This is a genomic window from Profundibacter amoris (assembly GCF_003544895.1).
GTDB lineage: Bacteria > Pseudomonadota > Alphaproteobacteria > Rhodobacterales > Rhodobacteraceae > Profundibacter > Profundibacter amoris.
In genome coordinates this window covers 151,952-177,309 of sequence record NZ_CP032125.1, presented here as the reverse complement: position 1 = coordinate 177,309, position 25,358 = coordinate 151,952, and the positions used below count along the sequence as shown (strand labels likewise).

At 57.1% G+C, this 25,358-nt stretch carries 25 protein-coding genes and 1 tRNA gene; 14 read left to right on the top strand and 12 right to left on the bottom strand.

Going from position 1 to position 25,358, the window contains the following annotated elements; translation table 11 throughout:
- Positions 1-2 precede the first annotated feature (2 nt).
- Positions 3-1,121, top strand: coding sequence for an ABC transporter permease (locus BAR1_RS00880; RefSeq protein WP_118941274.1), 1,119 nt, complete (start codon positions 3-5; stop codon positions 1,119-1,121).
- A gap of 155 nt (positions 1,122-1,276) precedes the next feature.
- Here the strand turns inward: BAR1_RS00880 and BAR1_RS00875 are convergent.
- From BAR1_RS00875 to BAR1_RS00860, 4 genes are all read right to left on the bottom strand, one after another.
- Positions 1,277-1,353, bottom strand: a tRNA-Arg gene (locus tag BAR1_RS00875).
- Between the two features lie 48 nt (positions 1,354-1,401).
- The gene (locus BAR1_RS00870; protein WP_118941273.1) at positions 1,402-2,805 is read right to left on the bottom strand and encodes a sensor histidine kinase; all 1,404 of its coding nucleotides are present in this window, start codon (positions 2,803-2,805) and stop codon (positions 1,402-1,404) included.
- 21 nt (positions 2,806-2,826) lie between these two features.
- Entirely contained in the window at positions 2,827-4,194 is a 1,368-nt protein-coding gene (locus tag BAR1_RS00865; RefSeq protein ID WP_118941272.1) for a dihydrolipoyl dehydrogenase family protein, read from the bottom strand.
- Between the two features lie 10 nt (positions 4,195-4,204).
- Positions 4,205-4,924, bottom strand: a complete 720-nt coding sequence (locus BAR1_RS00860; protein WP_118941271.1) for a TVP38/TMEM64 family protein — start codon at positions 4,922-4,924, stop codon at positions 4,205-4,207.
- A gap of 287 nt (positions 4,925-5,211) precedes the next feature.
- Here BAR1_RS00860 and rpmH point away from each other — a divergent pair, with 287 nt between their 5' ends.
- The 8 genes from rpmH to yihA all read left to right on the top strand — a co-directional run bounded on the left by rpmH (position 5,212) and on the right by yihA (position 11,948).
- Positions 5,212-5,346, top strand: coding sequence for a 50S ribosomal protein L34 (gene rpmH / locus BAR1_RS00855; RefSeq protein WP_118941270.1), 135 nt, complete (start codon positions 5,212-5,214; stop codon positions 5,344-5,346).
- A 173-nt stretch (positions 5,347-5,519) separates the two neighbouring features.
- Entirely contained in the window at positions 5,520-5,879 is a 360-nt protein-coding gene (gene rnpA / locus BAR1_RS00850) for a ribonuclease P protein component (protein WP_228408638.1), read from the top strand.
- A complete protein-coding gene (gene yidD / locus BAR1_RS00845) occupies positions 5,876-6,136 on the top strand; it encodes a membrane protein insertion efficiency factor YidD (protein ID WP_118941268.1) in 261 nt (86 codons plus the stop codon). The genes rnpA and yidD overlap by 4 nt, the downstream gene beginning before the upstream one ends.
- 4 nt (positions 6,137-6,140) lie before the next feature.
- Positions 6,141-7,013: a tRNA 2-thiocytidine(32) synthetase TtcA gene (gene ttcA / locus BAR1_RS00840; RefSeq protein ID WP_118941267.1), complete on the top strand. Its 873-nt coding sequence runs from the start codon at positions 6,141-6,143 to the stop codon at positions 7,011-7,013.
- A gap of 80 nt (positions 7,014-7,093) precedes the next feature.
- Positions 7,094-8,635: a putative bifunctional diguanylate cyclase/phosphodiesterase gene (locus BAR1_RS00835; RefSeq protein ID WP_118941266.1), complete on the top strand. Its 1,542-nt coding sequence runs from the start codon at positions 7,094-7,096 to the stop codon at positions 8,633-8,635.
- Positions 8,636-8,728: 93 nt separating this feature from the next.
- Positions 8,729-10,555, top strand: a complete 1,827-nt coding sequence (gene yidC / locus BAR1_RS00830) for a membrane protein insertase YidC (RefSeq protein ID WP_118941265.1) — start codon at positions 8,729-8,731, stop codon at positions 10,553-10,555.
- Positions 10,552-11,298 (top strand): MOSC domain-containing protein, encoded by a 747-nt coding sequence (locus BAR1_RS00825; RefSeq protein ID WP_118941264.1) that lies wholly within the window; start codon positions 10,552-10,554, stop codon positions 11,296-11,298. The genes yidC and BAR1_RS00825 overlap by 4 nt, the downstream gene beginning before the upstream one ends.
- A complete protein-coding gene (gene yihA / locus BAR1_RS00820; RefSeq protein ID WP_118941263.1) occupies positions 11,298-11,948 on the top strand; it encodes a ribosome biogenesis GTP-binding protein YihA/YsxC in 651 nt (216 codons plus the stop codon). The genes BAR1_RS00825 and yihA overlap by 1 nt, the downstream gene beginning before the upstream one ends.
- A 2-nt stretch (positions 11,949-11,950) precedes the next feature.
- Here the strand turns inward: yihA and BAR1_RS00815 are convergent, their stop codons facing one another.
- Positions 11,951-12,691, bottom strand: a complete 741-nt coding sequence (locus tag BAR1_RS00815; protein WP_118941262.1) for an SDR family NAD(P)-dependent oxidoreductase — start codon at positions 12,689-12,691, stop codon at positions 11,951-11,953.
- A 112-nt stretch (positions 12,692-12,803) separates the two neighbouring features.
- Here BAR1_RS00815 and argB point away from each other — a divergent pair, with 112 nt between their 5' ends.
- Genes argB through BAR1_RS00795 form a run of 4 tightly spaced genes read left to right on the top strand, consistent with a single transcriptional unit; the run spans position 12,804 to position 15,684 of the window.
- A complete protein-coding gene (gene argB / locus BAR1_RS00810) occupies positions 12,804-13,682 on the top strand; it encodes an acetylglutamate kinase (RefSeq protein WP_118941261.1) in 879 nt (292 codons plus the stop codon).
- 60 nt (positions 13,683-13,742) lie between these two features.
- Positions 13,743-14,537, top strand: coding sequence for a sterol desaturase family protein (locus tag BAR1_RS00805; protein ID WP_118941260.1), 795 nt, complete (start codon positions 13,743-13,745; stop codon positions 14,535-14,537).
- Entirely contained in the window at positions 14,534-15,184 is a 651-nt protein-coding gene (locus tag BAR1_RS00800) for a ferredoxin (protein WP_118941259.1), read from the top strand. Before BAR1_RS00805 ends, BAR1_RS00800 begins: the two co-directional genes overlap by 4 nt.
- Positions 15,181-15,684, top strand: a complete 504-nt coding sequence (locus BAR1_RS00795) for a SixA phosphatase family protein (RefSeq protein ID WP_118941258.1) — start codon at positions 15,181-15,183, stop codon at positions 15,682-15,684. The genes BAR1_RS00800 and BAR1_RS00795 overlap by 4 nt, the downstream gene beginning before the upstream one ends.
- Here the strand turns inward: BAR1_RS00795 and BAR1_RS00790 are convergent.
- The 6 genes from BAR1_RS00790 to pdxR form a co-directional block, all read right to left on the bottom strand.
- Positions 15,681-16,484, bottom strand: coding sequence for a phosphodiesterase (locus tag BAR1_RS00790; RefSeq protein WP_118941257.1), 804 nt, complete (start codon positions 16,482-16,484; stop codon positions 15,681-15,683). The two genes, BAR1_RS00795 and BAR1_RS00790, sit on opposite strands and share 4 nt — an antisense overlap.
- A 49-nt stretch (positions 16,485-16,533) precedes the next feature.
- Positions 16,534-17,814: an ABC transporter permease gene (locus tag BAR1_RS00785; RefSeq protein ID WP_118941256.1), complete on the bottom strand. Its 1,281-nt coding sequence runs from the start codon at positions 17,812-17,814 to the stop codon at positions 16,534-16,536.
- Positions 17,811-18,689, bottom strand: a complete 879-nt coding sequence (locus BAR1_RS00780) for an ABC transporter permease (RefSeq protein WP_228408636.1) — start codon at positions 18,687-18,689, stop codon at positions 17,811-17,813. The genes BAR1_RS00785 and BAR1_RS00780 overlap by 4 nt, the downstream gene beginning before the upstream one ends.
- Positions 18,690-18,928: 239 nt before the next feature.
- Complete coding sequence (locus tag BAR1_RS00775; RefSeq protein ID WP_118941255.1) at positions 18,929-20,041, bottom strand: ABC transporter ATP-binding protein; 1,113 nt, start codon at positions 20,039-20,041, stop codon at positions 18,929-18,931.
- A gap of 121 nt (positions 20,042-20,162) precedes the next feature.
- The gene (locus BAR1_RS00770; RefSeq protein WP_118941254.1) at positions 20,163-21,305 is read right to left on the bottom strand and encodes a substrate-binding domain-containing protein; all 1,143 of its coding nucleotides are present in this window, start codon (positions 21,303-21,305) and stop codon (positions 20,163-20,165) included.
- A gap of 288 nt (positions 21,306-21,593) precedes the next feature.
- Positions 21,594-23,057: a MocR-like pyridoxine biosynthesis transcription factor PdxR gene (gene pdxR / locus BAR1_RS00765; RefSeq protein ID WP_118941253.1), complete on the bottom strand. Its 1,464-nt coding sequence runs from the start codon at positions 23,055-23,057 to the stop codon at positions 21,594-21,596.
- A gap of 134 nt (positions 23,058-23,191) precedes the next feature.
- On the opposite strand from pdxR, the gene BAR1_RS00760 reads away from it, so the two are divergent.
- Positions 23,192-24,508, top strand: a complete 1,317-nt coding sequence (locus tag BAR1_RS00760) for an aminotransferase class III-fold pyridoxal phosphate-dependent enzyme (RefSeq protein WP_118941252.1) — start codon at positions 23,192-23,194, stop codon at positions 24,506-24,508.
- 70 nt (positions 24,509-24,578) lie between these two features.
- On the opposite strand, the gene BAR1_RS00755 is transcribed toward BAR1_RS00760, so the two are convergent.
- Positions 24,579-25,358 (bottom strand): amino acid ABC transporter ATP-binding protein, encoded by a 780-nt coding sequence (locus tag BAR1_RS00755; RefSeq protein WP_118941251.1) that lies wholly within the window; start codon positions 25,356-25,358, stop codon positions 24,579-24,581.

The window sequence follows — 25,358 nt, the reverse complement described above, 5'->3', positions numbered from 1 at the left end:
TCATGCGGCGGCTGACAAATATTTTCTGGCTTTCAGGCAAGGAACTCAAAAGCGTGCTGGGGGATCCGGTGATGGTGATCCTGATCATGTGGTCCTTTGTGGTGGCGGTGCTGCTGGAAGCCAGCGGCGCGGGCGATACGGTCTATAACGCCGCCATTGCCATTCTGGACGAGGATAACTCAACCCTGACCCGCCATCTGGCCGGCGCCCTGGGGCCACCGTGGTTCCAGTTGCCGGTGATGATCACCCCCGATCAGGTGGCGCCGGAAATGGACGCCGGACGGATCATGTTCGTGCTGGGCTTTCCGCCGAATTTCGAGGCCGACGTGATTGCCGGCCTGTCCCCTGTGGTGCAGCTCGAAGTGGACGCCACCGCCGTATCGCAGGCCCAGCTGGGCACCGACTATATCGCCAACATCCTGCAAGCCGAAACCCGTGCCTTTCTGGCAGGCTCGCCGCTGGGGCCCGAGCCGCCGATCACGCTGGAGTTGCGGCAGGCCTTTAACCCCAACGCCAATCCGGTCTGGTTCAAATCGGTGTCCTCGCTTTTGAACCAGTTGTCTTTGCTGACCATCGCCCTGACCGGTGCCGCGATGTTGCGCGAACGGGAAATGGGCACGATCGAACACCTGATGGTGATGCCCCTGACCCCGATCGAGATCGCCCTGTCCAAGGTGGCCGCCAATATCGTGGTGGTGCTGGCGGCTTTTACCCTGTCGCTGATGTTTGTGGTGCAGGGGCTGCTGGCCGTGCCGGTGGTCGGTTCGATCCCGCTGTTACTGCTGGGCACGGCGACCTATCTGGCGGCGGCGGCGGCGATCGGCATGCTGATGGGAACATTGGCCCGCAGCATGGCGCAATTCGCGCTGCTGGTGATCATGGTGATCATCCCAATCATCATGCTGTCCGGCGGTATGGGCGCGATCGAGAGCCAGCCTGATGTTGTGCGCAAACTGACCAACATCCTGCCCTCGCGCCACTTTCTGGCCTTTGCCAAGGCGGTGGTGTTCCGGGGGGCGGGCATAGATACGGTCTGGCCTCAACTGGCATTGATGGCCGGTCTGGGGGCCACGTTCTTTGCCGCGAGCCTTGCCCTGTTTCGCCGTTCGATGAGCCTGTAATGCAAGCTATACGGGGAAATTATTACCCTGCATTGGGCTGATTGCGCCCCCTGAAGGGCATACTTCGAACGCTGGATGCTCTTACCGTTTTTATAAACCGGCTGCCGCCCGGCAAAATGATCCAGAGGTGGTTGGGTTTCAAACAAAAGGGATTGTGGTGCACCCGGCACGATTCGAACGTGCGACCCCCTGATTCGTAGTCAGGTACTCTATCCAGCTGAGCTACGGGTGCATAACCAGTGCGGATTTAGCGACCCTTGCGACGGTTTGCAAGCGCTATTCACACCGAAAGTGTATCTAAATCGATTTCGCCCTTGGGCAGGCAGATTTCAAACTCGGTCCCTTTATCATCCGTGTGCTTCAGGTCCAGCCGTCCGCCATGACCACGCACCAGTTCCGCCGCGATCGACAGGCCCAGCCCCGTGCCCCCCTTGCGCACCCCACCCTGAAACGGCGTGAACAGATGTTCGCGCGCCTTCGGCGGCAGGCCCGGCCCGGTGTCGGTGATGGTGATCATCCAGTTATCTTCGTCCTCGCGGGCGCGGATGTTGATCTCGCCTTCCTTGCCGGTGGCGACAATCGCCTGCCGCGCATTGCGCACGATGTTGGATATAATACGGTAAAGCTGTTCAGGATCCGCCCGCAGAACCAGCCCTGCTGGTATATCCTCGCTATAGCTGATGTCGCTGTCACCGGCGGCCAACCTTTCGCCGTCGATGACCTCGTTGACGATTCCGGCCAGCGGAATACGGGTCAGGGCGGGGGCCGCTTCTTCGGCTTTGCCAAAGGCAAGCGTGCTTTCGCACAGATTTACCGCGCGCGACATGGACGCCACCAGTTTGGGCGCGGCGCGCTGCACCATCGGGTCGTTGCTGCCTTCCATCCGGTCGACAAACAGTTGCGTGGTGGTCAGGATGTTGCGCAGATCGTGGCTGATCTTGGCCACGGCACCGCCCATTTGGGCCAAGTGTTCCTTTTGCTTCAGCGAGCCGGTTAGCTGGGTTTGCATGGATTGCAGCGCTTCTTCGGCTTCGCGCAGTTCCAGCACACCGGCGTTTGGTTCGATAATGCGGCGGGCGTCCTCGGGGGCTTCGGCATAGGATTTGATGTGCCGGATAACACGGTGGATCGGTTTTAACAGGAACCCCCGCACCGCCAGAAACAGCAGTACTGCCGTGATCACGGAAATGACCGCCGACAGCAGCAAAATCCGCAAACCGTAATCCACCATCGCATCGCGCAGGGGCATCGTGGGCATTGTCACTTCGATCAGCAGCCCCGCCCCGCGCACCGGTTCGCCAATGACACGGATCACGCGGTCTTCGGTATCCAGAAGGCGCAGCACAGCGTCACGGATCAATTCATACGGGGTAGAGTGGCGCAGATCGTAGGTTTCAGAGATCATATCCGGCAGGGGGGATGACAACATCAATTGCCGCATCTCGTCGCGGCGCAGCACCACGTTATAGACACCGGCGTTTTTCAGCAGTTCGCGCTCCAGATCGTTGTCGATCATATCATCCGCCAGCAACGCCAGCGCCGCAATCTGCGATTTTTCTAGGCGCAGCAGCAGGTAATCCTCGCGGAATCGCGCAACGGACGGGACAAAGATCAGAACCTCGGCCAGCATGACGAACACCGTCGTCAGCACCAGAAAACGGCCGGAAAGCGAATTCACAAACATATCAACCCTCTCAAAGCCCGATCATGGCAGGAACCGCTGCACAAAGCCAACCACGCGTTTGACATTGGCGTTTTCAAACAGTCTGGGGGTAAAATAGGCACCCGCCGCGCGTTTGTTAACCTCGTTCACCGTGGGGTAGGGCAAAACCGTCGCCGCAATCTGGCCCATCTTCAGGTTATTGGCCAGCGCCATCGCCCAGAAGCCGATCAGCTCGCCCGCTGACGGGCCGGCAATCGAGGCCCCGACAGGCCGCCCCCTGACCACCATCAGTTTGATCAGCCCCTTGGCTTTGCCCTCGGCGATCAGGCGGTCATTGCCCGCGAAATCGAACCGGATCACCTCCAACTTGCCGCCATGTTGTTCACGCGCCTGTGCTTCGGTCAGGCCAACCTGCGCCAGCTCGGGATCGGTATAGGTGGCCCATGGGATATGTGCGGTTTTTGCCTTGGACGGCAGGCCGAACAGCATGGATTTGATCACCACACCCGCGTGGTATCCCGCCACATGGGTGAATTGCAGCCCGCCGGCCACATCGCCCACCGCATAGACCCGCCGGTTGGTGCTGCGCAGGTTGGCGCCCACTTTGACGCCGGTGCGGTCATGCTCAATGCCTGCCACGTCCAGATTCAGCCGGTCAATATTCGGCTTGCGCCCGACCGCCATCAACAGATGGCTGCCTTTGAACACGCGCCCGTCCTGTGCCTCGATTTCAATCGCACCCTTCGTGCCGCGTATTTCCTTGGCCATCGCGTCCTCGGCAATCTCGATCCCTTCGGCCCGCAGGTTCTCAAGCACAATCGTCGCCAGTTCCGGATCATCCTTGCCCAGCGCCTTCATGCCCTCGATCACCGTCACGTCACACCCCAGCCGCCGGTGCGCCTGTGCCATTTCCATGCCGATCGGGCCGCCGCCAACTATCAGCAGGTGTTCGGGTTTGGTGCGGTTTTGGAAAATCGTTTCGTTGGTGTCATAGGGCACCGTATCCAGCCCCGGTAACGGCGGCACAAACGGGGATGATCCCGTGGCAATCACAAACCGGCGCGCGGTGATTACAGTGTCGCCTGCCTGCACCTCGGTTGGGGAAATGAAGCTGCCGAATTCGGTGATGACCTGCACCCCCAGCCCTTCGAACCGCTCGACGCTATCGTGCGGGGCGATGGTGTCAATCGCATTTTGCACATGGTCCTTGGCCTTGCCGAAGGCCAGCCCCATCTTGCCCGCCGCCAACAGAGCCTTTGACGGAACGCAACCATAGTTCAGGCAATCACCACCCATTTTGTGCCCTTCCAGCAGCACCACTCTGGCACCCATCTGCACCGCACCGGCGGCAATCGACAACCCGCCTGATCCTGCACCGATGATGCAGATGTCTGTTTTGATCTTGTTCATGGGGGTATTCCTATTTCTTGAACAGCTTCAGGATCATCGGCAATGCGGCCAGCACACACAGGCCAAGGATCGGCAGCAGGATTTGTGGCTCGAATATAATGCCAAGGTTCGGAGTTTCGCCACGGGCAAACACATCGCCAAGGCCGGCGCCGACCGATGTGTAAACCACAGCACCCGGAATGATCCCCAAAAAGGTGGAAATAACGAAACGATGCAGCGGCACGCCCACCATCGCGGGCACCAGATTGGCGACAAAGAACGGCACAGCAGGCACCAGACGGATCAAAAACAGCATCGACCACTGGTTTTCATCAATCCCGTCCTTGATTTTCTTCACCGCCCCGTCAGAGGCTTCCATTTTCGCCGCCAGTTTTTCGCCCATCCCCCAACGGGCCGCCAGAAAGATCAGCGTTGCCCCCATCGTGGCGGCGGCGATGTTGAACAGGGAGCCGGGGAAAGTCGCAAACAGGAACCCGCCAGTGATCGAGGCAATCGCGGCCCCGGGCAGGGAAAAGGTGACGATCGCGGTATAGGCGGCGATGAACACCAGCACCGTCAGCAGGTAGTTGTTGTCGCGAAAGACAATCAGCGCCTCGCGATTGTCGCGCAGCGCCTCGAACGACAGGTAGTCGCGCAGGGTAAAACCCCCGATTACCGCTGCCGTGAAAATCGCGATCAGCGGCAGGTATCGCACCAGCCCGCTTTTCTGTGTCTCTGTCATGTCGCTCATCTTGCCTTTGTCCGTTATTGCGCCCCGTCCTGACAACATGCCGATGATTGGCGCGCAGGCATAGCCCGATCACGCCGCCTTGATCGCGGGTGATGGGATGTTTCACTTTGAACAGGGGTTCGGGGCGGTTTTGAAACATATCAACCGGCAAATTCCCCCGAATGTTGCACTTTTGGCGCGAATGATGAATTGACTTACCCTGACCAAGCGCCTAAATCACGGGCTTCGAACACATATGACCTACGAATCCTTTTCGGGTGCAGGTCCAAACCAGACGGAGACGGGCGATGAAACGCACATTCCAACCATCGAACTTGGTTCGCAAACACCGCCACGGTTTTCGTGCGCGTATGGCCACCAAGGCAGGCCGCAAGATTCTGAACGCACGTCGTGCCAAGGGTCGTGCCAAACTCAGCGCATAAACCCGCTGCTATCAGGTAAAAGATATGACACCGCCGGAGGCACCCGTGACAGGCAATACGCCAGAGGTCACGCGCGGGCCATCGGCGGTTTTCGCATGTCCCGGCCCCCGCGCCGGGACCTCGAGCCGTCGCAGGAAGGCCCCGGAGCAGGTCCGGGGCAGGACAGGGATGCAATGACCGTGCGCCTGGCCACGCTTGCCAAACGCGCCGATTTCCTGCGCGCCGCGCGGGCCAAACGGCAGGCGACCAAAGGGTTGATCCTGCAAGCCCGCAAACGCAGCGATGACGAGGGCGCCCCCGATCTGGTCCGCGTTGGCTATACCTGTTCCAAAAAGGTGGGCAACGCTGTTAAGCGCAACCGCGCCAAACGCCGCCTGCGCGCCATCGCCCGCGAGGTGCTGCCGGCCAAGGGGCAACCGGGCTGGGACTATGTGCTGATCGGCCGCGCCGGTGCGACGGTGGATCGGCCCTATAGTGATCTGGTAGGCGATCTGACCTATGCGCTGAAAGTAATCCACGGGAAACGCAAATGACTCCGCTTGCCCATATCGTTGCCGTTCCGGTGCGCCTGTATCGGCTGCTGTTTTCGCCGTGGGTCGGCAATTCCTGCCGCTATCAACCCACCTGTAGCGCCTATGCGATGGAAGCGCTGGAAAAACATGGCGCGATCAAAGGCAGCTGGATGGCCGCCAAACGCATTGGCCGTTGCAACCCGTGGGGCGGCTGCGGCTATGATCCGGTCGAGGGCACCGATTGCGACCACGACCATTCCCATGATGAACAGGCCTGAACGCATGTCCGACGCCCCCCTTGATGACATCCACCCGCTGTTCCACGGCGCCCCTTCAACCACCGAATTCAAGAAACTGCGCAAGCGCATCGTGCGCTATACCCGCGAGGCGATCGAGCAATACGGCATGATCGAGCGCGGCGCGCGCTGGCTGGTCTGCCTGTCCGGCGGCAAGGACAGCTATACCCTGCTGGCGGTTCTCTATGAACTGAAATGGCGCGGCCTGTTGCCTGTTGATCTGCTGGCCTGCAATCTGGATCAGGGGCAGCCGAATTTCCCTGCCACGGTGATACCCGAATTTCTGGAACGGATGCAGGTCCCCCACCGGATCGAATACGAAGACACCTATTCCATCGTCACCGACAAAATCCCCGAGGGGCGCACCTTTTGCTCACTCTGTTCGCGCCTGCGCCGTGGCAACCTCTATCGTATCGCCCGCGAAGAGGGTTGTTCCGCCGTCGTGCTGGGGCACCATCGCGACGATATTCTGGAAACCTTTTTCATGAACCTGTTTCACGGCGGGCGGCTGGCCACCATGCCGCCAAAACTGCTGAACGAGGAAGGTGATCTGTTCGTCTATCGCCCCCTTGCCCATGTGGCCGAGGCCGATTGCGGAAAGTTTGCCAAGGCGATGGATTACCCGATCATCCCCTGCGATCTGTGCGGTTCCCAAGACGGGTTGCAACGCCAACAGGTCAAAGCGATTCTGGATGGCTGGGAAAAGAATGCGCCTGGCCGCCGGCAAGTGATGTTTCGCGCCCTGATGAATGCGCGGCCCAGTCATTTACTTGACCCGAAACTGTTTGATTTTGCTGGATTAATGCGTGACTCAAAGGCAGATACAGACAATTCTATGCAAATTCCCGTGCTGCGTTAAGACTCCAATAGGCTTCGCGAATTAGCGTCCTGCTGAACCCTGTGTGGCCTTGGCCGCGCACAGCAAGAGGATGCCCCGCAATGCCGCCACTGGCCGGATTTTCCAACGCCCTGTCCCGCCGGACCATCCTGAATATTTTCAATGGGCCACAGGCATTGGCATTCCTGCCGGCCCTGACTTTGGCCAGCTTCTGGATTGGTGGCGAAGGGGCGTTGCTGGGCCTTGCCCTGTTATTGCCAGCCGTGGTAGCGCTGGCTGGGCAAAAGGAACTTGCAAGCGGCGCACATCCACCGGCGGAAACCAACGGATTGGGTCAGCGGGCGCGGCTGGAAAAGACGCTGGACAACATCTTGCAAATTGCCCGCCCGAACGGGCGCACAACGGCCTGCATGGTGGTCGAACTGGATGACTATGGTATGCTTTTGGCGCGGCTGGGGCACAAGGCCGCCGATGATATCCTGCGCCGCACTGTTGACCGGTTGCGCGGTGTTCTGCGCGATGATGATCTGATTGTGCGGCTGGACGGGGCCGAGTTTGCCATTGCCCTTGCGCCGGTGCGACGGGCCGATCTGGAATCCCTGATCCAGATCTCCGCGCGGCTGCAATCAGCAGTATCCGAGCCGGTCAGTCTGGACACAACCACCGTCTATGTATCCTGTTCGATCGGGTTTTGCCTTAGCACCCGCGCGCCCGATATCACCGGCGAGGCCATGCTGGAAGCCGCCGAGCAAGCCCTGGGCAACGCCAAGGAAGATGGCCCAAGTACCATTCGCGGCTATTCCCCTGAAATGCAGCACAAGGCCAAGGCACAAAACGCCTTGATTCAGGATGTAACACAGGCGCTTGAGGACGGGCATATTATACCGTGGTTCCAGCCACAAATCTCGACCGACACGGGCGAGGTTTCGGGGTTCGAGGCGCTGGCACGCTGGCACCACCCTGAACGCGGCATGATCTCACCTGCCGATTTTCTACCCGCGATCGAGCAAGCAGGCATGTTCGAGCGTCTGGGTGAAGTCATTTTGTATCACTCCCTTACCTGCTTGAAAAAATGGGATAAAGCCGGCTTTCGTGTGCCGCAAGTCGGGGTGAATTTTTCGGATTACGAGCTGCGCAATCCCAAGCTGGTCGATAAAATCCGCTGGGAGCTGGACCGCTTTGATTTATCACCCGACCGCCTGAATGTCGAAATTCTTGAAACCGTGATTGCCGAGGCCGAAGATGATGTCATCACCCGCAATATTGCCGGTCTGGCCACTCTTGGCTGCGCCATTGATCTGGACGATTTCGGCACCGGTCATGCTTCGATCTCGAATATCCGCCGGTTTGCCGTGGAACGGATCAAGATTGACCGCTCTTTTGTGACAAAAGTCGATACGGACCCCGAACAACAGCGCATGGTTTCAGCCATCCTGACGATGGCGGAGCAACTGAACCTGAAAACCCTTGGCGAAGGGGTGGAAACCGCGGGGGAACACGCCATGCTGGCACAATTGGGTTGCACCCATGTGCAGGGATTTGGCCTTGGACGGCCCATGCCCTATGCCGATACGCTGAACTGGATGCAGAAACATCGTGAAAAACTGGCCGAAACCCCGAAAATAGGCCGCGGCATAGGGTAGTTTTTACCTTGAAAAACAGGAAAACCGCTTGACCTTTGGCCCCCTGCCCTGTTGAACCACTTTGACCAATTTCAGTGACAGGGTGTGTCCCACATGGACGATCAGAACAAGAACCTAATTCTTGCAGTTTTTCTCAGCGGCATGGTGATGCTGGTCTGGAGCATATGGTTCCAGCCTCCGCCACCCCAGCCGGACCTGACCCTGCCGCCTGATGCAGTGCAAACTACGGACGGCACCAGCGTGGCCACACCCCCTGCTGCGGCAACAGATTCGACGGGTCAGGCTGCCCCCGCCGTGCCGACCAGTTCGCACGCCGAAGCGCTGGACAAAGCACCACGCATCACAATCGACACCCCCAAGCTGAGCGGCTCGTTCTCGTTGTTGGGCGGGCGCATTGATGATCTGAAACTCAAGGCCTATCGCGAAACGCTTGATCCCGATTCCCCGCTTGTGACCCTGCTGACCCCATATGGCAGCGAAAACCCCTATTACACGATTTACGGCTGGGGTCGCACCGGCGACATGCCCGCCGATTCCGTGCCTGGCCCTGACACAATGTGGACGGTTGAAAGCGGCGAAACGCTGACGCCCGCCACCCCTGTGACCCTGCGTTGGGACAATGGCGACGGCCTGATTTTCCGCCGGACCATCTCGGTTGATGACAAGTATATGTTCTCGGTCAAACAGTCGGTCGAAAACACTGGCACCACCGCCCGCCGCCTGTTCCCTTACAGTATTGTTGCGCGTTACGGGCAACCTACAACACGCGGATTCTTTATTCTGCACGAGGGCATCGTGCGGATGTCGGATGGCGAATTGCAGGAAATAAAATACAAAAAAATCCCTGATCTGGATGTTGTCGCCACCGAGGGTGCCAACGCGGAACTGATCGACGTTAAAGAAAACGGCTGGATCGGCTTTACCGATAAATACTGGATGACAAGCCTTATCCCCACGAATGGCCAGCCGTTCACATCCGTCGCAAAATACATTCCGGGCAGTGATATTTATACTGCTGAAACCCGCATGCCGATCCTGACAGTCGAACCCGGTGCAACCAGCGACGTTACAACCCGCGTATTCGCCGGTGCCAAGGAATGGGAAACCATACGCATGTACCAAAACGAAGAAGGGGTGGACCGGTTTATCGATTCGATCGACTGGGGTTGGTTTTTCTTCCTGACCAAGCCGATCTTCTGGCTGCTGCATACGCTGAATGCCCTGATCGGCAACATGGGCTTTGCCATTATCGCCCTGACGGTGATCCTGAAAGCATTGTTGCTGCCACTGGCCTACAAATCCTATGTTTCAATGGCAAAAATGAAGGCGCTACAGCCTGAAATGGAAGCCCTGAAAGAACGCTGCGGCGACGACAAACAGCGAATGCAAAAGGAAATGATGGCGCTGTATAAAAAGGAAAAGGTTAATCCCGCGGCTGGTTGCTTGCCGATTCTGATGCAGATCCCGATCTTTTTCTCGCTCTACAAGGTTATCTTTGTCACCCTTGAACTGCGGCACGCCCCGTGGATCGGCTGGATCCGCGACCTTTCGGCACCCGATCCGTCCTCCATCCTGAACCTGTTCGGCCTGCTGCCCTTTTCCCCGCCGGAACCCGGTTCGATGCTTGCCTTTGTATCGCTGGGTATCTTGCCCATCCTGCTGGGTATTTCCATGTGGCTACAGCAAAAGCTGAACCCGACACCAACAGACCCGACCCAGAAAATGATTATGGCATGGATGCCGTGGGTATTCATGTTCATGCTGGGTAATTTTGCCTCGGGCCTAGTGCTATACTGGATCACCAACAACACGATCACCTTTATCCAGCAGTATTCAATCATGCGCAGCCAGGGGGCCAAACCGGATGTGTTTGGCAACATTATTGCCGGCTTCAAGCGCAAGAAGCCGGACGATAAATGACCGGCCGCCTGACCCATATCTGGCGCCACCCGATCAAGGCGCACGGGGTCGAGGCGCTGGAATCTGTTGATCTGCGGACAGGCAAAACCCTGCCGTGGGATCGTGCCTGGGCCGTGGCGCATGAATTGTCAAAAGCGGATGGGTCCGAATGGGTGCCTTGCGGGAATTTTTCGCGCGGGGCCAAGGCACCGTCATTGATGGCCTTGAAGGCCGTGCTGGATGAGGCAACGGGGCTGATCACCATGAGCCATCCCGACCTGCCCGATATCACCTTTAATCCCGACACGGATTCGGATACCTTTATCGACTGGGTACGCCCGATCATGCCGCCCGAACGCACCCCGTCGGCGCACATCGTGCGCGCACAGGCCCGCGGCATGACCGACACGGATTTCCCGTCGATCAGCCTGAACAATCTGGCGACCAACCGCGCGCTGGGGGAAAAGATGGGTACGGACCTGTCACCGCTGCGATGGCGCGGCAATCTGTGGCTTGACGGGTTGAAGCCGTGGGAAGAATTCGACTGGGTCGGCAAACGGTTGCACATTGGCGGCGCTGTTCTGGAGATCCGCGAACGCATCACCCGCTGTATGGCCACCACGGTTAACCCTGATACCGGCGAACGCGACGCCGCCACGCTGGATGCGTTACAGGATAACTGGGGCCACAAACAATTCGGGGTTTATGGTGTGGTGGTCAAGGATGGCCAGATTGCCCTTGGCGATGAAATCGAGGTGCTATAATGGAAATTCCGTTTACCATTGCAGAAGAACCGGATGCGGATGCCAAGGAACGCGGGCGCAAACTGTTTGCGGGCAATACCGAATTCCTGAAAGGCGTGGTCGCTATGGATGGCCTGCCGCCCCCCGACCGACTGGAAGTATGTTTCGCCGGCCGCTCGAACGTGGGGAAATCCACCCTGATCAATGCACTGACCGGCCGCAAGGGGCTGGCGCGGGCCTCGAACACACCGGGCCGCACGCAGGAAATCAACTATTTTACCACGCTGAATGGTCCCTATCTTGTCGATCTGCCCGGCTATGGCTATGCTAATGCGCCGCTGCCGGTGGTGGAAAAATGGCAACGTCTGCTGAAGAATTACCTGTCCGGCCGCCAAACCCTGCGCCGCGCCTTTGTGCTGATTGATGCACGTCACGGCGTAAAAGACGTGGACGAGGAAATCCTGAAACTTCTGGACCGCTCGGCGGTGACATTTCAGGTGGTGATGACCAAGCTGGACAAGGTCAAGGACAAGGACCGCACAAAGGTGCTGGAGCAGGTGCGCAAAGCCATTTCCAAACACCCTGCGGCCTATCCCGAACTGGTGTTGACGTCGTCCGAAAAGGGCGAAGGCATACCGATTCTGCGCAGTATTATCGCCGATCTGGTATAAGACTATACATGCTGCGCGCCGTTCACTTCCAGCTCGGTGCCCGAGATATATGACGATTCATCCGAGCACAGGAAATAGATCGCTGCCGCCACCTCTTCCGGCTGGCCCAACCGGCGCAGGGGTAGTTGATCGACGATTTTCTCGGTTCCGGGACTAAGGATCGCTGTTTCCACCTCGCCCGGGGCAATCGCGTTTACCCGTACGCCCATTGGCCCGAAATCATGGGCCATCTCGCGCGTCAGGGCCGCAAGTGCTGCCTTGGAGGTGGCATAGGCCGCTCCTGCAAACGGATGCACCCGCACCCCCGCGATTGACGTTACATTCACAACCGAGCCTTTAGCGGCCGCCAATTCGTCCTTTAACCCGCGCGCAAGCACCACCGAGGCAAAGAAATTCACATGGAACACATGACCCCATGTGGCCAGATCGGTATCCAGCGTATTCAGCCGCTCGCCATTCGGCCCTTTGGGGGAAATGCCCGCGTTATTCACCAGCGCATCCAGCGTACCGTCCAGCTTGTCGCGGATTTCCTTGATCGCTTCTATGGTTTTGCGCGGGTCGGCCAGATCAATCTGCACATGGTTTTCCTGACCACCACCCCAAGGGCATTTTTCCGGAAACGGATGGCGTGAACATGTGATCACCCGCCAGCCCTTGGCGCTGAAATATTGCACGGTTGCATGACCGATGCCGCGGCTGGCTCCGGTCAGCAGCATGGTCTTGCGTCTTTTACTTTTCGCCATTTTGATCCCCGATCATTGCTTGCCTTGAACCTATGCACAGCGGTGCGGAAATACAATCACTTGGCACAGGCGCGCCCAGCGATTAACACGGTAGGGAACGAGGAAGAAACAGATGAAAAAGCAAGACGCCATGAACCGAGACTGGATCGCCACCGCCCGCACCCTTTCCCACGCGCTGCCTTTGTTGCAGCGCTATGGCGGGGCCACTGTCGTTGTAAAATTTGGCGGGCACGCGATGGGTGACGATGATGAAATGGACAGTTTCGCCCGCGATATCGTGCTGATGCAACAGGTCGGGGTGAACCCCGTAATCGTGCATGGCGGCGGGCCGATGATCAACCAGATGCTGGAGCGGCTGGGCGTCAAATCGGATTTCGTCGATGGCAAACGGGTAACCGATGCAGCCACCGTTGAGGTGGTGGAAATGGTGCTGTCGGGCCGCGTGAATAAACGCATCGTGCAGGCGATCAACGATCAGGGCGGCAAGGCCGTGGGCCTGTCGGGCAAGGATGCGGGCCTGATGGTGTGTGAGCAAACCAACCCGACGCTTGGCTTTGTCGGCACGCCGACGCAGGTTGACCCAAGCGTGCTGCACACCCTGTTTGCCGCCGATACCATTCCGGTGATCGCCCCACTTGGGGCCGGTCGCAAGGGCGAAACCTACAACATCAATGGTGACACGGCGGCGGGTGCGATTGCCACCGCGCTAAAGGCGGATCGTTTGTTGCTGTTAACCGATGTTGCCGGCGTCAAGGATGCAGGTGGCGAGGTGCTGACGGAATTGACCCCTGACCAAATCCGCAAGCTGACCGATGAAGGCGTGATTGCGGGCGGTATGATCCCGAAAACCGAAACCGCACTGGCCGCGATTGACGGTGGCGTGCGCGGGGTGGTTATTCTGGACGGACGTGCGCCAAATGCCTGTTTGCTGGAGCTTTACACCGACCACGGCGCAGGGTCACTGATCCGTGCCGAACGCCTCGCCACCTGACACGATTGTGCACCCTGCGGGGCTTTACAACGCGGATGCATGCCGGTTTAGGTAGGCGTCATGGAAAACGAAGCACAAATCCGATTGGGCGTCTTTATCGCCCTGTTCCTGATCTTCGCGGTGATCGAGGTCATCGTCCCGCGCCGCCCCCGCACCCAAACGCGGCAACGGCGCTGGTTTACCAATTGGGCGATCATCATCATTGATTCACTGACGCTACGCATTCTGGCGATTGCCATGCCGCTGTTGGCTGTCGGGGCGGCGATTGATGCAGGGCGGCTGGGATGGGGGCTGTTCAACCATCTGGATTGGCCGTTCTGGCTGGAAACCCTGCTGACGGTTCTGCTGCTGGATTTTGCCATCTGGCTGCAACATCTGATCACCCACAAAATCCCGATTCTGTGGCGCCTGCACCGCGTTCACCATGCAGACCGCGACATTGACGTGACCACCGCCATCCGGTTCCACCCCGTTGAAATTGCCCTGTCGATGCTGCTGAAGATCGGACTGGTTTATCTGTTGGGGCCATCTGCATTTGCCGTGATCCTGTTTGAGATCATCCTGAATGGCACCGCGATGTTCAACCACGCCAATATCAAACTGCCGCTGAAACTGGATGCGGTTGTGCGCAAGGTTCTGGTCACCCCCGACATGCACCGCGTGCACCATTCCGATATTCGCGAGGAACACGATAGCAACTATGGTTTTGCCCTGTCGATCTGGGACCGGCTGTTTGGCACCTACATCGCCCAACCCCAAAAGGGCCATGACGATATGACAATCGGGTTGCAATGGCAGGATGATCGCCCGTCCAACCTTGCATGGATACTGGCGCTGCCATTCTTTCGAAAATGAGCTACGCAGAGCTGCAATCCTCGTTGCAAGAGCTGCATCTGGATATCTTCGGGGCCTTCCACCCCACACCGCTGGATCAGGTACCAGATGGGTGCAAAACCCTGTTGCTGATCGGCCCGTATGAGCCGGGTTTCTGGGACACCTTCAAAGTCTCGCCGGAATTTTCTGACGGGTTGCCCGATCCGCTGGATCGCTGGTCAAAGCGTATCATCACACCTTGGGCCATAATACGAAATGCAACCGCCCTGTTCCCCTCGGACGGGCCGCCCTATGCGCCGTTTCTGGATTGGGCCAGGCATAGCGGGCGGGCGTGGGTATCGCCCGTCCGGATGCTGGTACATGACCACGCAGGGCTGTTCGTGTCTTATCGCGCCGCCATTGCTTTGCCGGTAGAAATTAACCTGCCCCCCGCCGGCCCTAACCCGTGTGACAGTTGCGATACCCGCCCTTGCAAAAGCGCCTGCCCCGTCAATGCGCTGGCGAATGCTTACGATGTATCCGCCTGCAAATCCTACCTGAATGGCCCAAACGGGCGTGATTGTATGGAAACAGGATGTTTGGTGCGCCGCACTTGCCCAGCAGGGCGAAAATATGCCAGACTACCGGAACAATCCGCTTTTCATATGGCCTCGTTTAATCCGCAATGACCCTTCGTTTGATCCTGACCCGCCACGCAAAATCCAGTTGGGATGATCCGACGCTTGATGATCACGACCGACCATTAAACCAGCGCGGTTATGCGGCGGCCAAAGCAATAGGCGGATGGCTTAAGAAACATGACTATTGCCCTGAAAGCGTGATTTCATCAACCGCACGGCGCACGGCGGAAACATGGGCCGAAATTGCGCCCGCTTGCGATGATACCGACAAGGTGCAATTCACTTCAGCGCTTTATATGGCCTCGCCGCAACGGATGATGACAATCCTGCAAGGGTGCCGCGCGCAATCAACCATGTTGCTGTCCCACAATCCCGGCACTGCGATGCTGGCCGAGGAGCTGGTTAACTCGGCGCCTAAACATCCCAAGTTTCATCAATACCCGTCGGCGGCAACAACGGTGATCAGTTTTGATGCCGACAGTTGGGCCGACATCACCCCGAACTCGGGGCAGGTCGAAGCCTTTGTGGTGCCCAAAGACCTGCTCTAATGCTGCCGAAATTCATAGGGGCCGTCCATGTCCCGCACTGTTACCGCATGGGTGATCAATACCTTTTCCGGTGTCCAGTGGTGCAGCAGATACCCGGGGTCGGTCAGATAGAATTTTGACGGGTGCGCCTGCATCAGATCCAGCGTTAATTGCATCCCCATACTGGGTGCCGTTGTCACCACAGTGCCGTTCCAGCGGGCATGTGTCAGCAGGTGGATGTGGCCGCACAGGATACGCTGGACGTTAGGGTAGCCGGCAACGATTACGCCCAGTTCATCCGCCCCCTCGAACCCGTCCTGATCCGTTTCCGGCACGCCGCATTTCAGCGGTGGGTGGTGCATGAAAATAACTGTGGGCTGGTCGCCACCGTCAGTAAGCGTTTCCCGAAGCCATGCCGCGCGGGTGGTGCAGAATGTCCCACCGGATTTCCCGTCCGCAACTGAATCCAGTGCTATGATGCGCAAGTCGGGACCATCAACCACATAGTTGATAAAATTGTCGGCGCGGGCCGGAATGGCATCGCCGCCAAACACATCCCATAAAACATTGCGATCATCATGGTTGCCGGGGACCAGATACAACGGGCTATTCAAACCGACCAGAATATCGGCGGCACGCTGTGCCTCGTCACGGGTAAGATTGTTGGTGACATCCCCTGATAACAGCACCAGATCCGGCTGCATTGTCAGCGCGTTAATGGCATCCACACAGCGCGTCAGGTTTTCTGCCATCGGCGCAATACCGTTGGTTTTCAAACCCGGACCCGCAATATGTGTGTCACTGATATGGGCAATAAGCATCCCCGTCCCCCTTCGCGGTCAGGGCCACCATGTCCGGTGGCCCCTTAGCTTAGTTGCCTTCGCCATTGTCCAGATTGGTCGGGGCGAATACACCACCAAAGGCGCCACTGCCACCCGATGGTTTTTCCGCTTCAGGCTCTTGCGTATCCCCGTCATCAGACAGGTTACCCGGCGCGAACACACCACCAAAGGCGCCACTGGGTTTGCCACCCGTGTCTTCTTCCGGGGCACCAAAGATATCCGGTCCCTGGCGCGCTTCGGATTGCGACCTGATCAGGCGTTGCTCTTGCAGTTCTTTGATGCGGCGCTGGATTTCGGCCTGTTTGGCCTCGCGCACCTGGATTTTACACTGCTCGGGGCTGTATTTCTGGGCCGTGCCGATCATGACAATCGCCACAAAAGCCAGCAGAACAAATACGATTGCCGCAGGATTGCCCGTCATGAAGGACGGCAGGATGCCACCGGATTTCACCTTGGCCTTGCCCTGTTTGACAGCTTCTTGGCGTGCTTGATTGCGGCGGTAGGCCTCGAATGCCAATGCTGCAAATACCGTCAGGGTAATGATGATAAACGCCAATGCGGAAATTGACGGGTTGATCCCAAGGCGCACTTTTTGCGCCAGAACCGTCGTCAGGGTTTTATAGTCAACGATGGTAAAGGTGGTGGTGTTATAGTTCTCGAACGAAGCCAGAAACGCCAGCACCGCGGCAGACGCAATCGCCGGCCGCATGAACGGCAACAGGATTTTGCGAAACGCCTGTGTGTGGGTCGCCCCAAGGTCCAGCGCGGCTTCGGTCAGGCCGGGGTCGAACCGTTGAAGGCGGGCAACAAACACCAGCATCGCATAGGACGCAATGAACGAAGACTGGCCAAGGATGGTCAGGAAAATCCCGTTGTGGAACAAGTTAGACAGCAGCGAGCCATCCCCCGCCCCCAGAAATGTACCAAACCGGTCCCAGAACACCAGCGTCGAAATACCCAGAACAACACCGGGCACCAGAATTGGCGCGATGATCAGCGTGTAATAGGTAGAGCGGAATTTGGCCCAGACCTGTGTCAGCACGATTGATGCCGCCAGACCCATCGAAACCGACAGGGCAACCGTGCCAAGGCCGATGATTACGCTGTAAAAAATACCTTCGCGAATTGCGCTGTCATTCCATAGCACATTAAACCATTCATAGGTGAAACAGGCCCAGGGTGAAACCGATGGAAAGCCGGATGAGTTGAAGGCGGTCAGGCTCATCACCACCAGCGGCCCCAGAAGGTAGCTGAAGAAGATGATCAGATAGACACCAAGGGAAATGCGGATAAGGGATTTACTGTTCATTTGCCGATGTCCCCCATGTTCACCTTGAAGATGCGCATCACCGTCAGAACGATGATGATGGTAGAGACCAGCAGAACGATCGCATAGGCCGCCCCCTGATGCCAGTTAAGCGAGTTGAAGAACCACTGGTAAACCAGCTGGGTAAACCATAGGCTGCTTGGACCGCCCAGAATTTGTGGCGCGGCCAGCGCACCGGCGGACAGCATGAACACCATCGTGGCACCGGAAACGATACCGGGTTTGGCATGTGGAATAACGATCCGGCGATGGATACGCGGCCAGCTGGCCCCCATATCGCGCGCCGCCTCGATCTGGTTGCGGTCCAGACTTTCGATCACGTTGTACATCGGGAACAGCATCAGCAGGATATAGGCATAGCCCAGACCGGCATAGAGCGCGATATCCTGTCGGATAAAATCGATCGGCTCTTTGGTCAGGTGCAGGAACATCAGGGCTTCGTTCAGCAAACCGCTGTCGCCAAAGATGATCCGCAACGCAAAGGCCCGCAGAATTTCGTTGATCCAGTAGGGGATGATCAGAAGCACAACCAGCAACCGGACAAAGCCCGAGCCTTTGGATTGCCCCAGAAAATAGGCCAGCGGATAGCACAGAAAGATGTTGAATATCGTTACGGCCATGGCCGCAATAATGGTGCGCACGAACACCATCAAATCGACGGTGTTATAGGTCTGGTGGGTCTTGTCGGACCCGTAAATCAGATGCTGGTAGTTACTCAGCGTGTAGACATCCTTTGGCCCGTATTCCTCTGAGGGAGGCAGATTAAAACGGAAGGAATAATCCAGCATCGAAAGCTGCGGCAGGATCACCAGAAAGATCAGCCAGAACCCGACCAGCCCCATCAAAAGGCTGCCCATCACGACACCGTTGTTCCTGAAGAATTCGGTTAAATAGAGTTTAACAAATAGACCAAAAACAACTATGGCCAAAACAATTGTTAAAACCGTTATCCAGGAGTCTAAAGGAGAACTACCATCCATTATAAAATGGCGAAAAAGCAATGACGCAACTAGCGCTACGGCTATGCCACCAGTGAAAAATTTCAAGAACTTCCAAAGCCCTTCTTGCTGAGCAGAAATATTTTTCATGACACCCCCTATTCCGACGCCAGTTCGCCGGCGGGCATGACCACCGCATTATTCACATCGTAATGCAGCGACAGGTTGACACCCTTGTCGGAAATATGATCCTGCCCGACATTGGGAACCGCCATTTTGATCGACTTGCCGCCATCCCCTTCCAGAAACACGCTAAAGGAATTCCCTTCGAATTCCTCGTTCACCACATTGGCGGAAATGGTGGTTTTGTCGTTCCCCGTTGCCGCGCCCAGCTCCAGCGCCTCGGGACGGATGAACATCATCGCATCATCGCCAACGCCCAGCTTGCCCACTTGCGTTGGCGTAACCCGCGCCAGCAGGTCGCCAGAGCGGTTTGTGCTGATGATTGCCTGTTCGCCGCTGATGGATTTTACCTTGCCGCGGAACACGTTGTTCTCGCCCACAAAAGAGGCAACAAACGGAGTTGACGGGTTGTCGTATACATTGTGCCCCGTGTCGATCTGGTCGATCACACCGGCCTTCATCACCGCTACACTGTCCGACATGGTCAGGGCCTCGCCCTGGTCGTGGGTGATGTAGATAAAGGTAATTCCAACCCGCTGCTGGATCTCGCGCAGCTCGGTGCGCATGTGCTGGCGCAGCTTCAGGTCAAGGGCCGACAGGGGTTCGTCCAGCAACAAAACATCGGGGTTGGCGCATAATGCGCGGGCAATCGCCACACGCTGTTTCTGACCGCCCGACAATTCGCTTGGCAGTTTGTCACCCTGCCCGTCCAGCGCGATCATATCCAGCAACTCGTCCGCCCGCTTGCGGCGTTCGGCGGCACTTGCCCCTGTCACTTCCATTGAAAAGGAAATGTTTTCCCAGACCTTCATCAGCGGGAACAGCGCCAGGTTTTGAAAGATCAACGCGGTTGGGCGTTTGTTCGGGCCGATGCCCGCCATATCGTTTCCACCAATCAGAACGCGGCCGTCGGACGGCTCGAGAAAGCCGGAAACCGCGCGCAGGATGGTGGTTTTCCCACAACCCGACGGGCCAAGGAACGAGAAGAATTCACCGCCGTTGATGTGAACATTTGCCTCGCGAACCGCGACAAAATCCCCGAATTTGATCCAGACATTTTCCAGATCAACAGCTACACCAGAACCCATGTGATTATCCCCGTTTTGCATTCAGTCACCGGACCGCTTCGGGCCCTTCATGTCAGGCGCCAGGCCTGAAAACAGATGTCCGGCCACACATCAATGCAGCCGGACAGTTTTATTTCTTCGCTTAAGAGCTTTGGAACTTGTTCACAAACTCGGTGCGGATGTCGGCATACCAAGGTGCCTCGGCCGGCCATGCGTTCAGATTTGCCAGCGCATCGCCAGGATAGGCTTCGGCAAAGTTTTTCGCATAGTTTTCGGATGCAAATTTGTCAGCACCCAGAATCGGCGAGTTGTAGCCATGCTTGTCGATTGCCTTACCGGCATTCTCGGGGTTGTAAGAGAACTTGATCAGTTCATAAACCTCGTCAATGTTCTTGGCACCCTTCGGCATTGCCAGACCATCAACCCAGGCCATCGCACCTTCGGCAGGCGCCTGATATGTTACCGGCTCGCCAGCTGTTTTCAGCGCCAGCGGTGGACCATCCCAAGTCTGGCCAACAACAACACCATCATTCAACAGGCCGTTCTTCTGGCTGTCGGCGTCGTTCCAGATCAGTTTCAGGTTGCCTTTGCGGGCGATACACCAATCGGTGATCTTGGCCCAAGTCTTGCGCATGTTCTCTTCGGACTCGTAAGCGGCCCAAACCGAACCAGGATCCATCTGGCCGGATGCTTCCATGAACAGACCGGCACACAGCATACCCGAGTGCGCGCGGATCATGGTTTTGCCGGCGTTTTCGTCGGACCAGATTTCGCCATAGGACGGAACACCGTCTGCACGGGCAGGTGCCCATTTGTCAACGCGCCATGCCATGCCTTCTGTACCCCAGATGTGCGGGATCCATGTGTTGCCTTTGCCGCCGAAATCCCATGCGTCAGGGCCGATTTTGGCCATCGCGGGGTTTGCTGCGTCAATGTTGATGCGGCTCATGTCGAAGGGCTGAAGCAGGTCCAGCGGCCCCCACTGAAGCGAACGGTTGTTGGTCGGGCCGATCAGGTCAGCGCCAGCACCATTCGAGGCTTTCATCTTGTTGATCAGTTCTTCGTTTGAACCGATACCGATGTAGTTCACTTTGATACCGGTTTCGGATGTGAACTGGGCCAGCATTTCTTCGGGCCAGTAATCCGACCAGTCCATCAGCGTCATTTCACCGGACGAGGCAAGCGCCTTGGAAACCAGTGCAGGTGTGGCCAGTGCAGCAGCACCGACAGCCGTGCCCGATTTCAGAAATGAACGGCGATTGAAAGTTGAGTTGGTTTTGGTCATGTAGTTTCTCCCTCCCGGAGAATTGCGGGGCACCAATGCGGCGACCCTCGGTTAACAGTCTTGCACACTCTTTGCTATTTAAGGACTTTATGTCTCGTTTTTGTGACAGCGCAGCGGCAAGAATGATAAAAACGCCACGCAAAACAGAAATAGTTTAACACCAATAAGGCAAGCGTATATGTCCAGTTTTGGCGTCCCGTATATCCAGTTTAAGAATCTGCGGTTTTCTGTAGAACTGAATTCGATTTCTGTTGTGTATTTGATATTAACATCTGCCAGTGATATTTCCTAATACTCTTTAATTGCTTGGGAAATCCGGCGGATACCCTCTGGAATACGCTCTGACGAAATAGAGGAATATGCCAGCCTGAAAAAATTGCGCGGACTATCCTCACCGGCAAAAAAAGGGTTTCCCGCCTCGATCAAAACCCCGTTATCGGCCAGTCTGTGGCGCAATACCTCGGTATCCACCCGTTCGGGTGCCTCGACCCAGAAACCCGACCCACCAAATGATGCGCGGCCGGCCACTTTCATCTCGGTATTGGCCAGCGCCTGTGCCGTTACCTGCCGCCGTTTCTGGTAAACCCCGCGCATCCGTTTGATCATTGCATCGTAATGCCCAAGCCCCAGAAAATACGCGGTAGTGCGCTGCATATATCCCGGTGGGTGGCGCAATGATGCCAACCGCAACGCGCGCGCCTGTTCGATGAATGGCTCTGACCCGACCAGATATCCCAACCGCAAACCCGGGAAAAGCGACTTGGAAAAGCTGCCGACATAGATCACCCGCCCGTCTTCATCCAGCGACTTTAGCGCGGGCGACGGGGGCTTCAGGAAACTCATCTCGAATTCATAGTCATCCTCGACAATCAGAAAATTGCGTTCATTCGCCAGCCGCAGCAATTCGCGCCGCCGGTCCATCGGCATGGTTGTGGTTGTCGGGCATTGGTGGCTGGGTGTGATGAACAGCGCGTTTAGCCCGTCCGGCAGCATATCCGGCGGCAGGCCCTGATCGTCAATTTCCACCGGAAACTGGGTGCAACCTGTGTGGCGCAAAATCTCGCGGATGCCGTGGTAGCCGGGGTTTTCGTAGGCTGCCGCGCGTCTTTCATTCAACAATATCTGCGCCGCCATCCACAGCGCGTTCTGCGCCCCGACCGTCACCAGTATCTGTTCCGGCCGCGCCAGAATCCCGCGCCGTGGCAGGGTGTGGCGGGCGATGAAATTGATCAGCTCGGGATCATCCTGTTCGGCGTAATCCGAGGTCAAGCTGTCGAATTCCTTCTTCCCCAGCGCCTGCATTGCGCACAACCGCCAGCTGGCCTGATTGAACAGGTCGGGGTCCGGCTGACCATACATGAACGGATAGGGATAACTGCGCCAATTATAGTTTTTCTTGACTGTCTTGCCGCCGGTAAAATCGCGCTGAACGGCTTTCGTCCAATCCACCGTATCCTTGTGCATCTCGCCTTTGATGGCGGGCAAGGGCACCATCGGCGCGGTTTCGGATACGTAATAGCCCGACCGGTTGGCAGATTTGATGTAATCATCCGCCACCAGTTCGTGATAGGCCAGTGTCACTGTAATCCGTGAAATTCCCAAATGTTCCGCCAGCTTACGCGATGATGGCAGCTTTTCCCCAGCCTGCAAACGCCCCGCCAGAATGGCCGAGGCCACGATCTGTTGAATCTGGCTTTGCAATGTGCCCTGAAAATTCGGGTCCAGAAAAAAGGTGTCTTCAACAAGCGGCATGGCGGGTTCATCTGGCCTTATATTCGGTTTTCAACTGGCCCTATGGAATTCACAGCCGGCTCCTAATGTCAAACTCGAAATCCGGCGCAATCGCGCGCCACACCCCATTACAATTCGACGATAAGGACCCGATCATGGCTTTTGACGTGAAAACAAATTCGCTCGCGGAATACTGGATGCCGTTTACCGACAACAAGGGGTTCAAGGAAAACCCGCGCCTGATCACACAGGCCAGCGGCGTCTATATGACCGACCACAAAGGCGGCAAAGTGATTGACGGCTCCAGCGGTTTATTCTGCAGCCCCGCCGGCCACTGCCACCCGAAAATAATCGAAGCGGTGCATGACGCGATGCAGATGACGACCTATGTTTCGCCCTTCGGATCGTCCCATCCGCTTAGCTTTGCCTTGGCCGAAAAACTGGCGCGCCTGTTGCCCGAGGACTTCAACCACGTCTTTTTCGTTAATTCGGGGTCCGAAGCCATAGATACCGCGTTGAAAATGGTGATGGCTTATCATTCTGCCATGGGAAATGACCGCACGCGGTTTGTGTCGCGCGAACGGGCCTATCACGGGGTGAACATCGGTGGCGTTTCGCTGTCGGGGTTGGTGAATAATCGCAAATCATTTCCGGCTGTGATGCCCAACATCGTCATGATGCGCCACACATGGAACGCGGACGAGTTGATGGTGCGCGGTCAGCCGCAAACCGGCGTGGAACTGGCCGAGGATTTGCAGCGTGCAGTGGATACATTCGGCGGGCAAACCATTGCCGCCTGTTTTGTCGAACCCGTTGCCGGCTCTACCGGCATCCTTGCCCCGCCGGTTGGTTATCTGGAACGGTTGCGCCAGATTTGCGATGAAAACGGAATTTTGCTGGTATTTGACGAGGTGATAACCGGCTTTGGCCGTATCGGCGGGAAATTTGCCGCCGATGCCTTTGGCGTGACACCCGATATCATGACGATGGCCAAGGCGCTGACCAACGGGTCCATTCCGATGGGGGCCGTGGCCACAACCGATAATATCCATGATGTGATTTCCGACAAGGCAGCACCCGGCGCGATCGAGTTTTTCCACGGCTACACCTATTCCGGCCACCCCGCCGCCTGTGCCGCCGGTCTGGCCGCGCTGTCGATTTACGAGGATGACGATATGTATGGCCGCGCCGCTACTATGTCGCCCTATTTTCTGGATTCGGTTTACCAGCTAAGGGATCATCCGATGGTCAAGGACATCCGCGGGATCGGCATGGCCGCGGGGGTCGAGCTGAAATCGAACGGCAAACCGGGCCAGCGTGGCGGGCAGGCGCAGGTTGATCTGTTCTGGAACGGAATGCATGTGAAATTCACAGGTGATTGCGGAATTCTGTCGCCGATGTTCATTTCCGAAAAATCCCATATCGACGAGATGATGGAGAAGTTGAAGAAAACACTGGACGGTCTGACTTAAGTCACCGCAGCCAAAAACACAAAAAGCCCCGCGCATTTCGCACGGGGCTTTTTGTTTGGTTTGCTTGTTCCTAGTGGCCCAGAATCTGGCTCAGGAACAGTTTGGTGCGATCGGATTGTGGGTTGTTGAAGAACTCTTTGGGTTCATTCTGCTCCACAATCTGCCCCTGATCCATAAAGATAACGCGGTTTGCCACGGCCTGGGCAAAGCCCATTTCGTGGGTCACACAGATCATCGTCATGCCTTCTTCGGCCAGCTCGATCATCGTATCCAGAACCTCTTTGATCATCTCGGGGTCCAGCGCCGATGTCGGCTCGTCAAACAGCATGATGCGCGGCTTCATACACAGCGAGCGGGCAATCGCCACACGCTGTTGCTGACCACCGGACAACTGGCCGGGGTATTTGTCGGCCTGCTCGGGGATCTTCACCTTTTCAAGGAAATGCATCGCGGTTGCTTCGGCCTCGGCCTTGGGTGTCTTGCGAACCCAGATCGGTGCCAATGTGCAATTTTCCAGAATGGTCAGATGCGGGAACAGGTTGAAGTGCTGGAAACACATGCCAACCTCGGACCGGATCTTGTCGATGTTTTTCAGATCCGAGGACAGCTCGGTTCCGTCGACAATGATTGTTCCTTCCTGATGTTCCTCAAGCCGGTTGATGCAGCGGATCAATGTGGATTTACCTGACCCCGAAGGGCCACAAACCACGATCCGTTCACCGCGATGAACCGTCAGGTTGATGTCTTTCAGAACGTGAAAGGCGCCATACCATTTGTTCATATTGGTGATTTCGATTGCCACCTCGTCCGAAATGGACATCTGGGCGCGTGCGGTTGCGGATTCAGACAT

Excerpts from the sequence above, each read along its gene's own strand:
- BAR1_RS00800 (WP_118941259.1), top strand. The coding sequence starts at position 14,534 with ATGAGCTACGCAGAGCTGCAATCCTCGTTGCAAGAGCTGCATCTGGAT.
- BAR1_RS00805 (WP_118941260.1), top strand. The coding sequence starts at position 13,743 with ATGGAAAACGAAGCACAAATCCGATTGGGCGTCTTTATCGCCCTGTTC.
- ttcA (WP_118941267.1), top strand. The coding sequence starts at position 6,141 with ATGTCCGACGCCCCCCTTGATGACATCCACCCGCTGTTCCACGGCGCC.
- BAR1_RS00835 (WP_118941266.1), top strand. The coding sequence starts at position 7,094 with ATGCCGCCACTGGCCGGATTTTCCAACGCCCTGTCCCGCCGGACCATC.
- BAR1_RS00785 (WP_118941256.1), bottom strand. The coding sequence starts at position 17,814 with ATGAACAGTAAATCCCTTATCCGCATTTCCCTTGGTGTCTATCTGATC.
- BAR1_RS00825 (WP_118941264.1), top strand. The coding sequence starts at position 10,552 with ATGACCGGCCGCCTGACCCATATCTGGCGCCACCCGATCAAGGCGCAC.
- pdxR (WP_118941253.1), bottom strand. The coding sequence starts at position 23,057 with ATGCCGCTTGTTGAAGACACCTTTTTTCTGGACCCGAATTTTCAGGGC.
- BAR1_RS00780 (WP_228408636.1), bottom strand. The coding sequence starts at position 18,689 with ATGGGCAGCCTTTTGATGGGGCTGGTCGGGTTCTGGCTGATCTTTCTG.
- BAR1_RS00770 (WP_118941254.1), bottom strand. The coding sequence starts at position 21,305 with ATGACCAAAACCAACTCAACTTTCAATCGCCGTTCATTTCTGAAATCG.
- yidC (WP_118941265.1), top strand. The coding sequence starts at position 8,729 with ATGGACGATCAGAACAAGAACCTAATTCTTGCAGTTTTTCTCAGCGGC.
- BAR1_RS00880 (WP_118941274.1), top strand. The coding sequence starts at position 3 with ATGCGGCGGCTGACAAATATTTTCTGGCTTTCAGGCAAGGAACTCAAA.
- BAR1_RS00865 (WP_118941272.1), bottom strand. The coding sequence starts at position 4,194 with ATGAACAAGATCAAAACAGACATCTGCATCATCGGTGCAGGATCAGGC.
- BAR1_RS00795 (WP_118941258.1), top strand. The coding sequence starts at position 15,181 with ATGACCCTTCGTTTGATCCTGACCCGCCACGCAAAATCCAGTTGGGAT.
- BAR1_RS00870 (WP_118941273.1), bottom strand. The coding sequence starts at position 2,805 with ATGTTTGTGAATTCGCTTTCCGGCCGTTTTCTGGTGCTGACGACGGTG.
- BAR1_RS00860 (WP_118941271.1), bottom strand. The coding sequence starts at position 4,924 with ATGAGCGACATGACAGAGACACAGAAAAGCGGGCTGGTGCGATACCTG.
- rnpA (WP_228408638.1), top strand. The coding sequence starts at position 5,520 with ATGACCGTGCGCCTGGCCACGCTTGCCAAACGCGCCGATTTCCTGCGC.
- yidD (WP_118941268.1), top strand. The coding sequence starts at position 5,876 with ATGACTCCGCTTGCCCATATCGTTGCCGTTCCGGTGCGCCTGTATCGG.
- BAR1_RS00815 (WP_118941262.1), bottom strand. The coding sequence starts at position 12,691 with ATGGCGAAAAGTAAAAGACGCAAGACCATGCTGCTGACCGGAGCCAGC.
- BAR1_RS00790 (WP_118941257.1), bottom strand. The coding sequence starts at position 16,484 with ATGCTTATTGCCCATATCAGTGACACACATATTGCGGGTCCGGGTTTG.
- yihA (WP_118941263.1), top strand. The coding sequence starts at position 11,298 with ATGGAAATTCCGTTTACCATTGCAGAAGAACCGGATGCGGATGCCAAG.
- BAR1_RS00760 (WP_118941252.1), top strand. The coding sequence starts at position 23,192 with ATGGCTTTTGACGTGAAAACAAATTCGCTCGCGGAATACTGGATGCCG.
- argB (WP_118941261.1), top strand. The coding sequence starts at position 12,804 with ATGAAAAAGCAAGACGCCATGAACCGAGACTGGATCGCCACCGCCCGC.
- rpmH (WP_118941270.1), top strand. The coding sequence starts at position 5,212 with ATGAAACGCACATTCCAACCATCGAACTTGGTTCGCAAACACCGCCAC.
- BAR1_RS00755 (WP_118941251.1), bottom strand. The coding sequence starts at position 25,358 with ATGTCTGAATCCGCAACCGCACGCGCCCAGATGTCCATTTCGGACGAG.
- BAR1_RS00775 (WP_118941255.1), bottom strand. The coding sequence starts at position 20,041 with ATGGGTTCTGGTGTAGCTGTTGATCTGGAAAATGTCTGGATCAAATTC.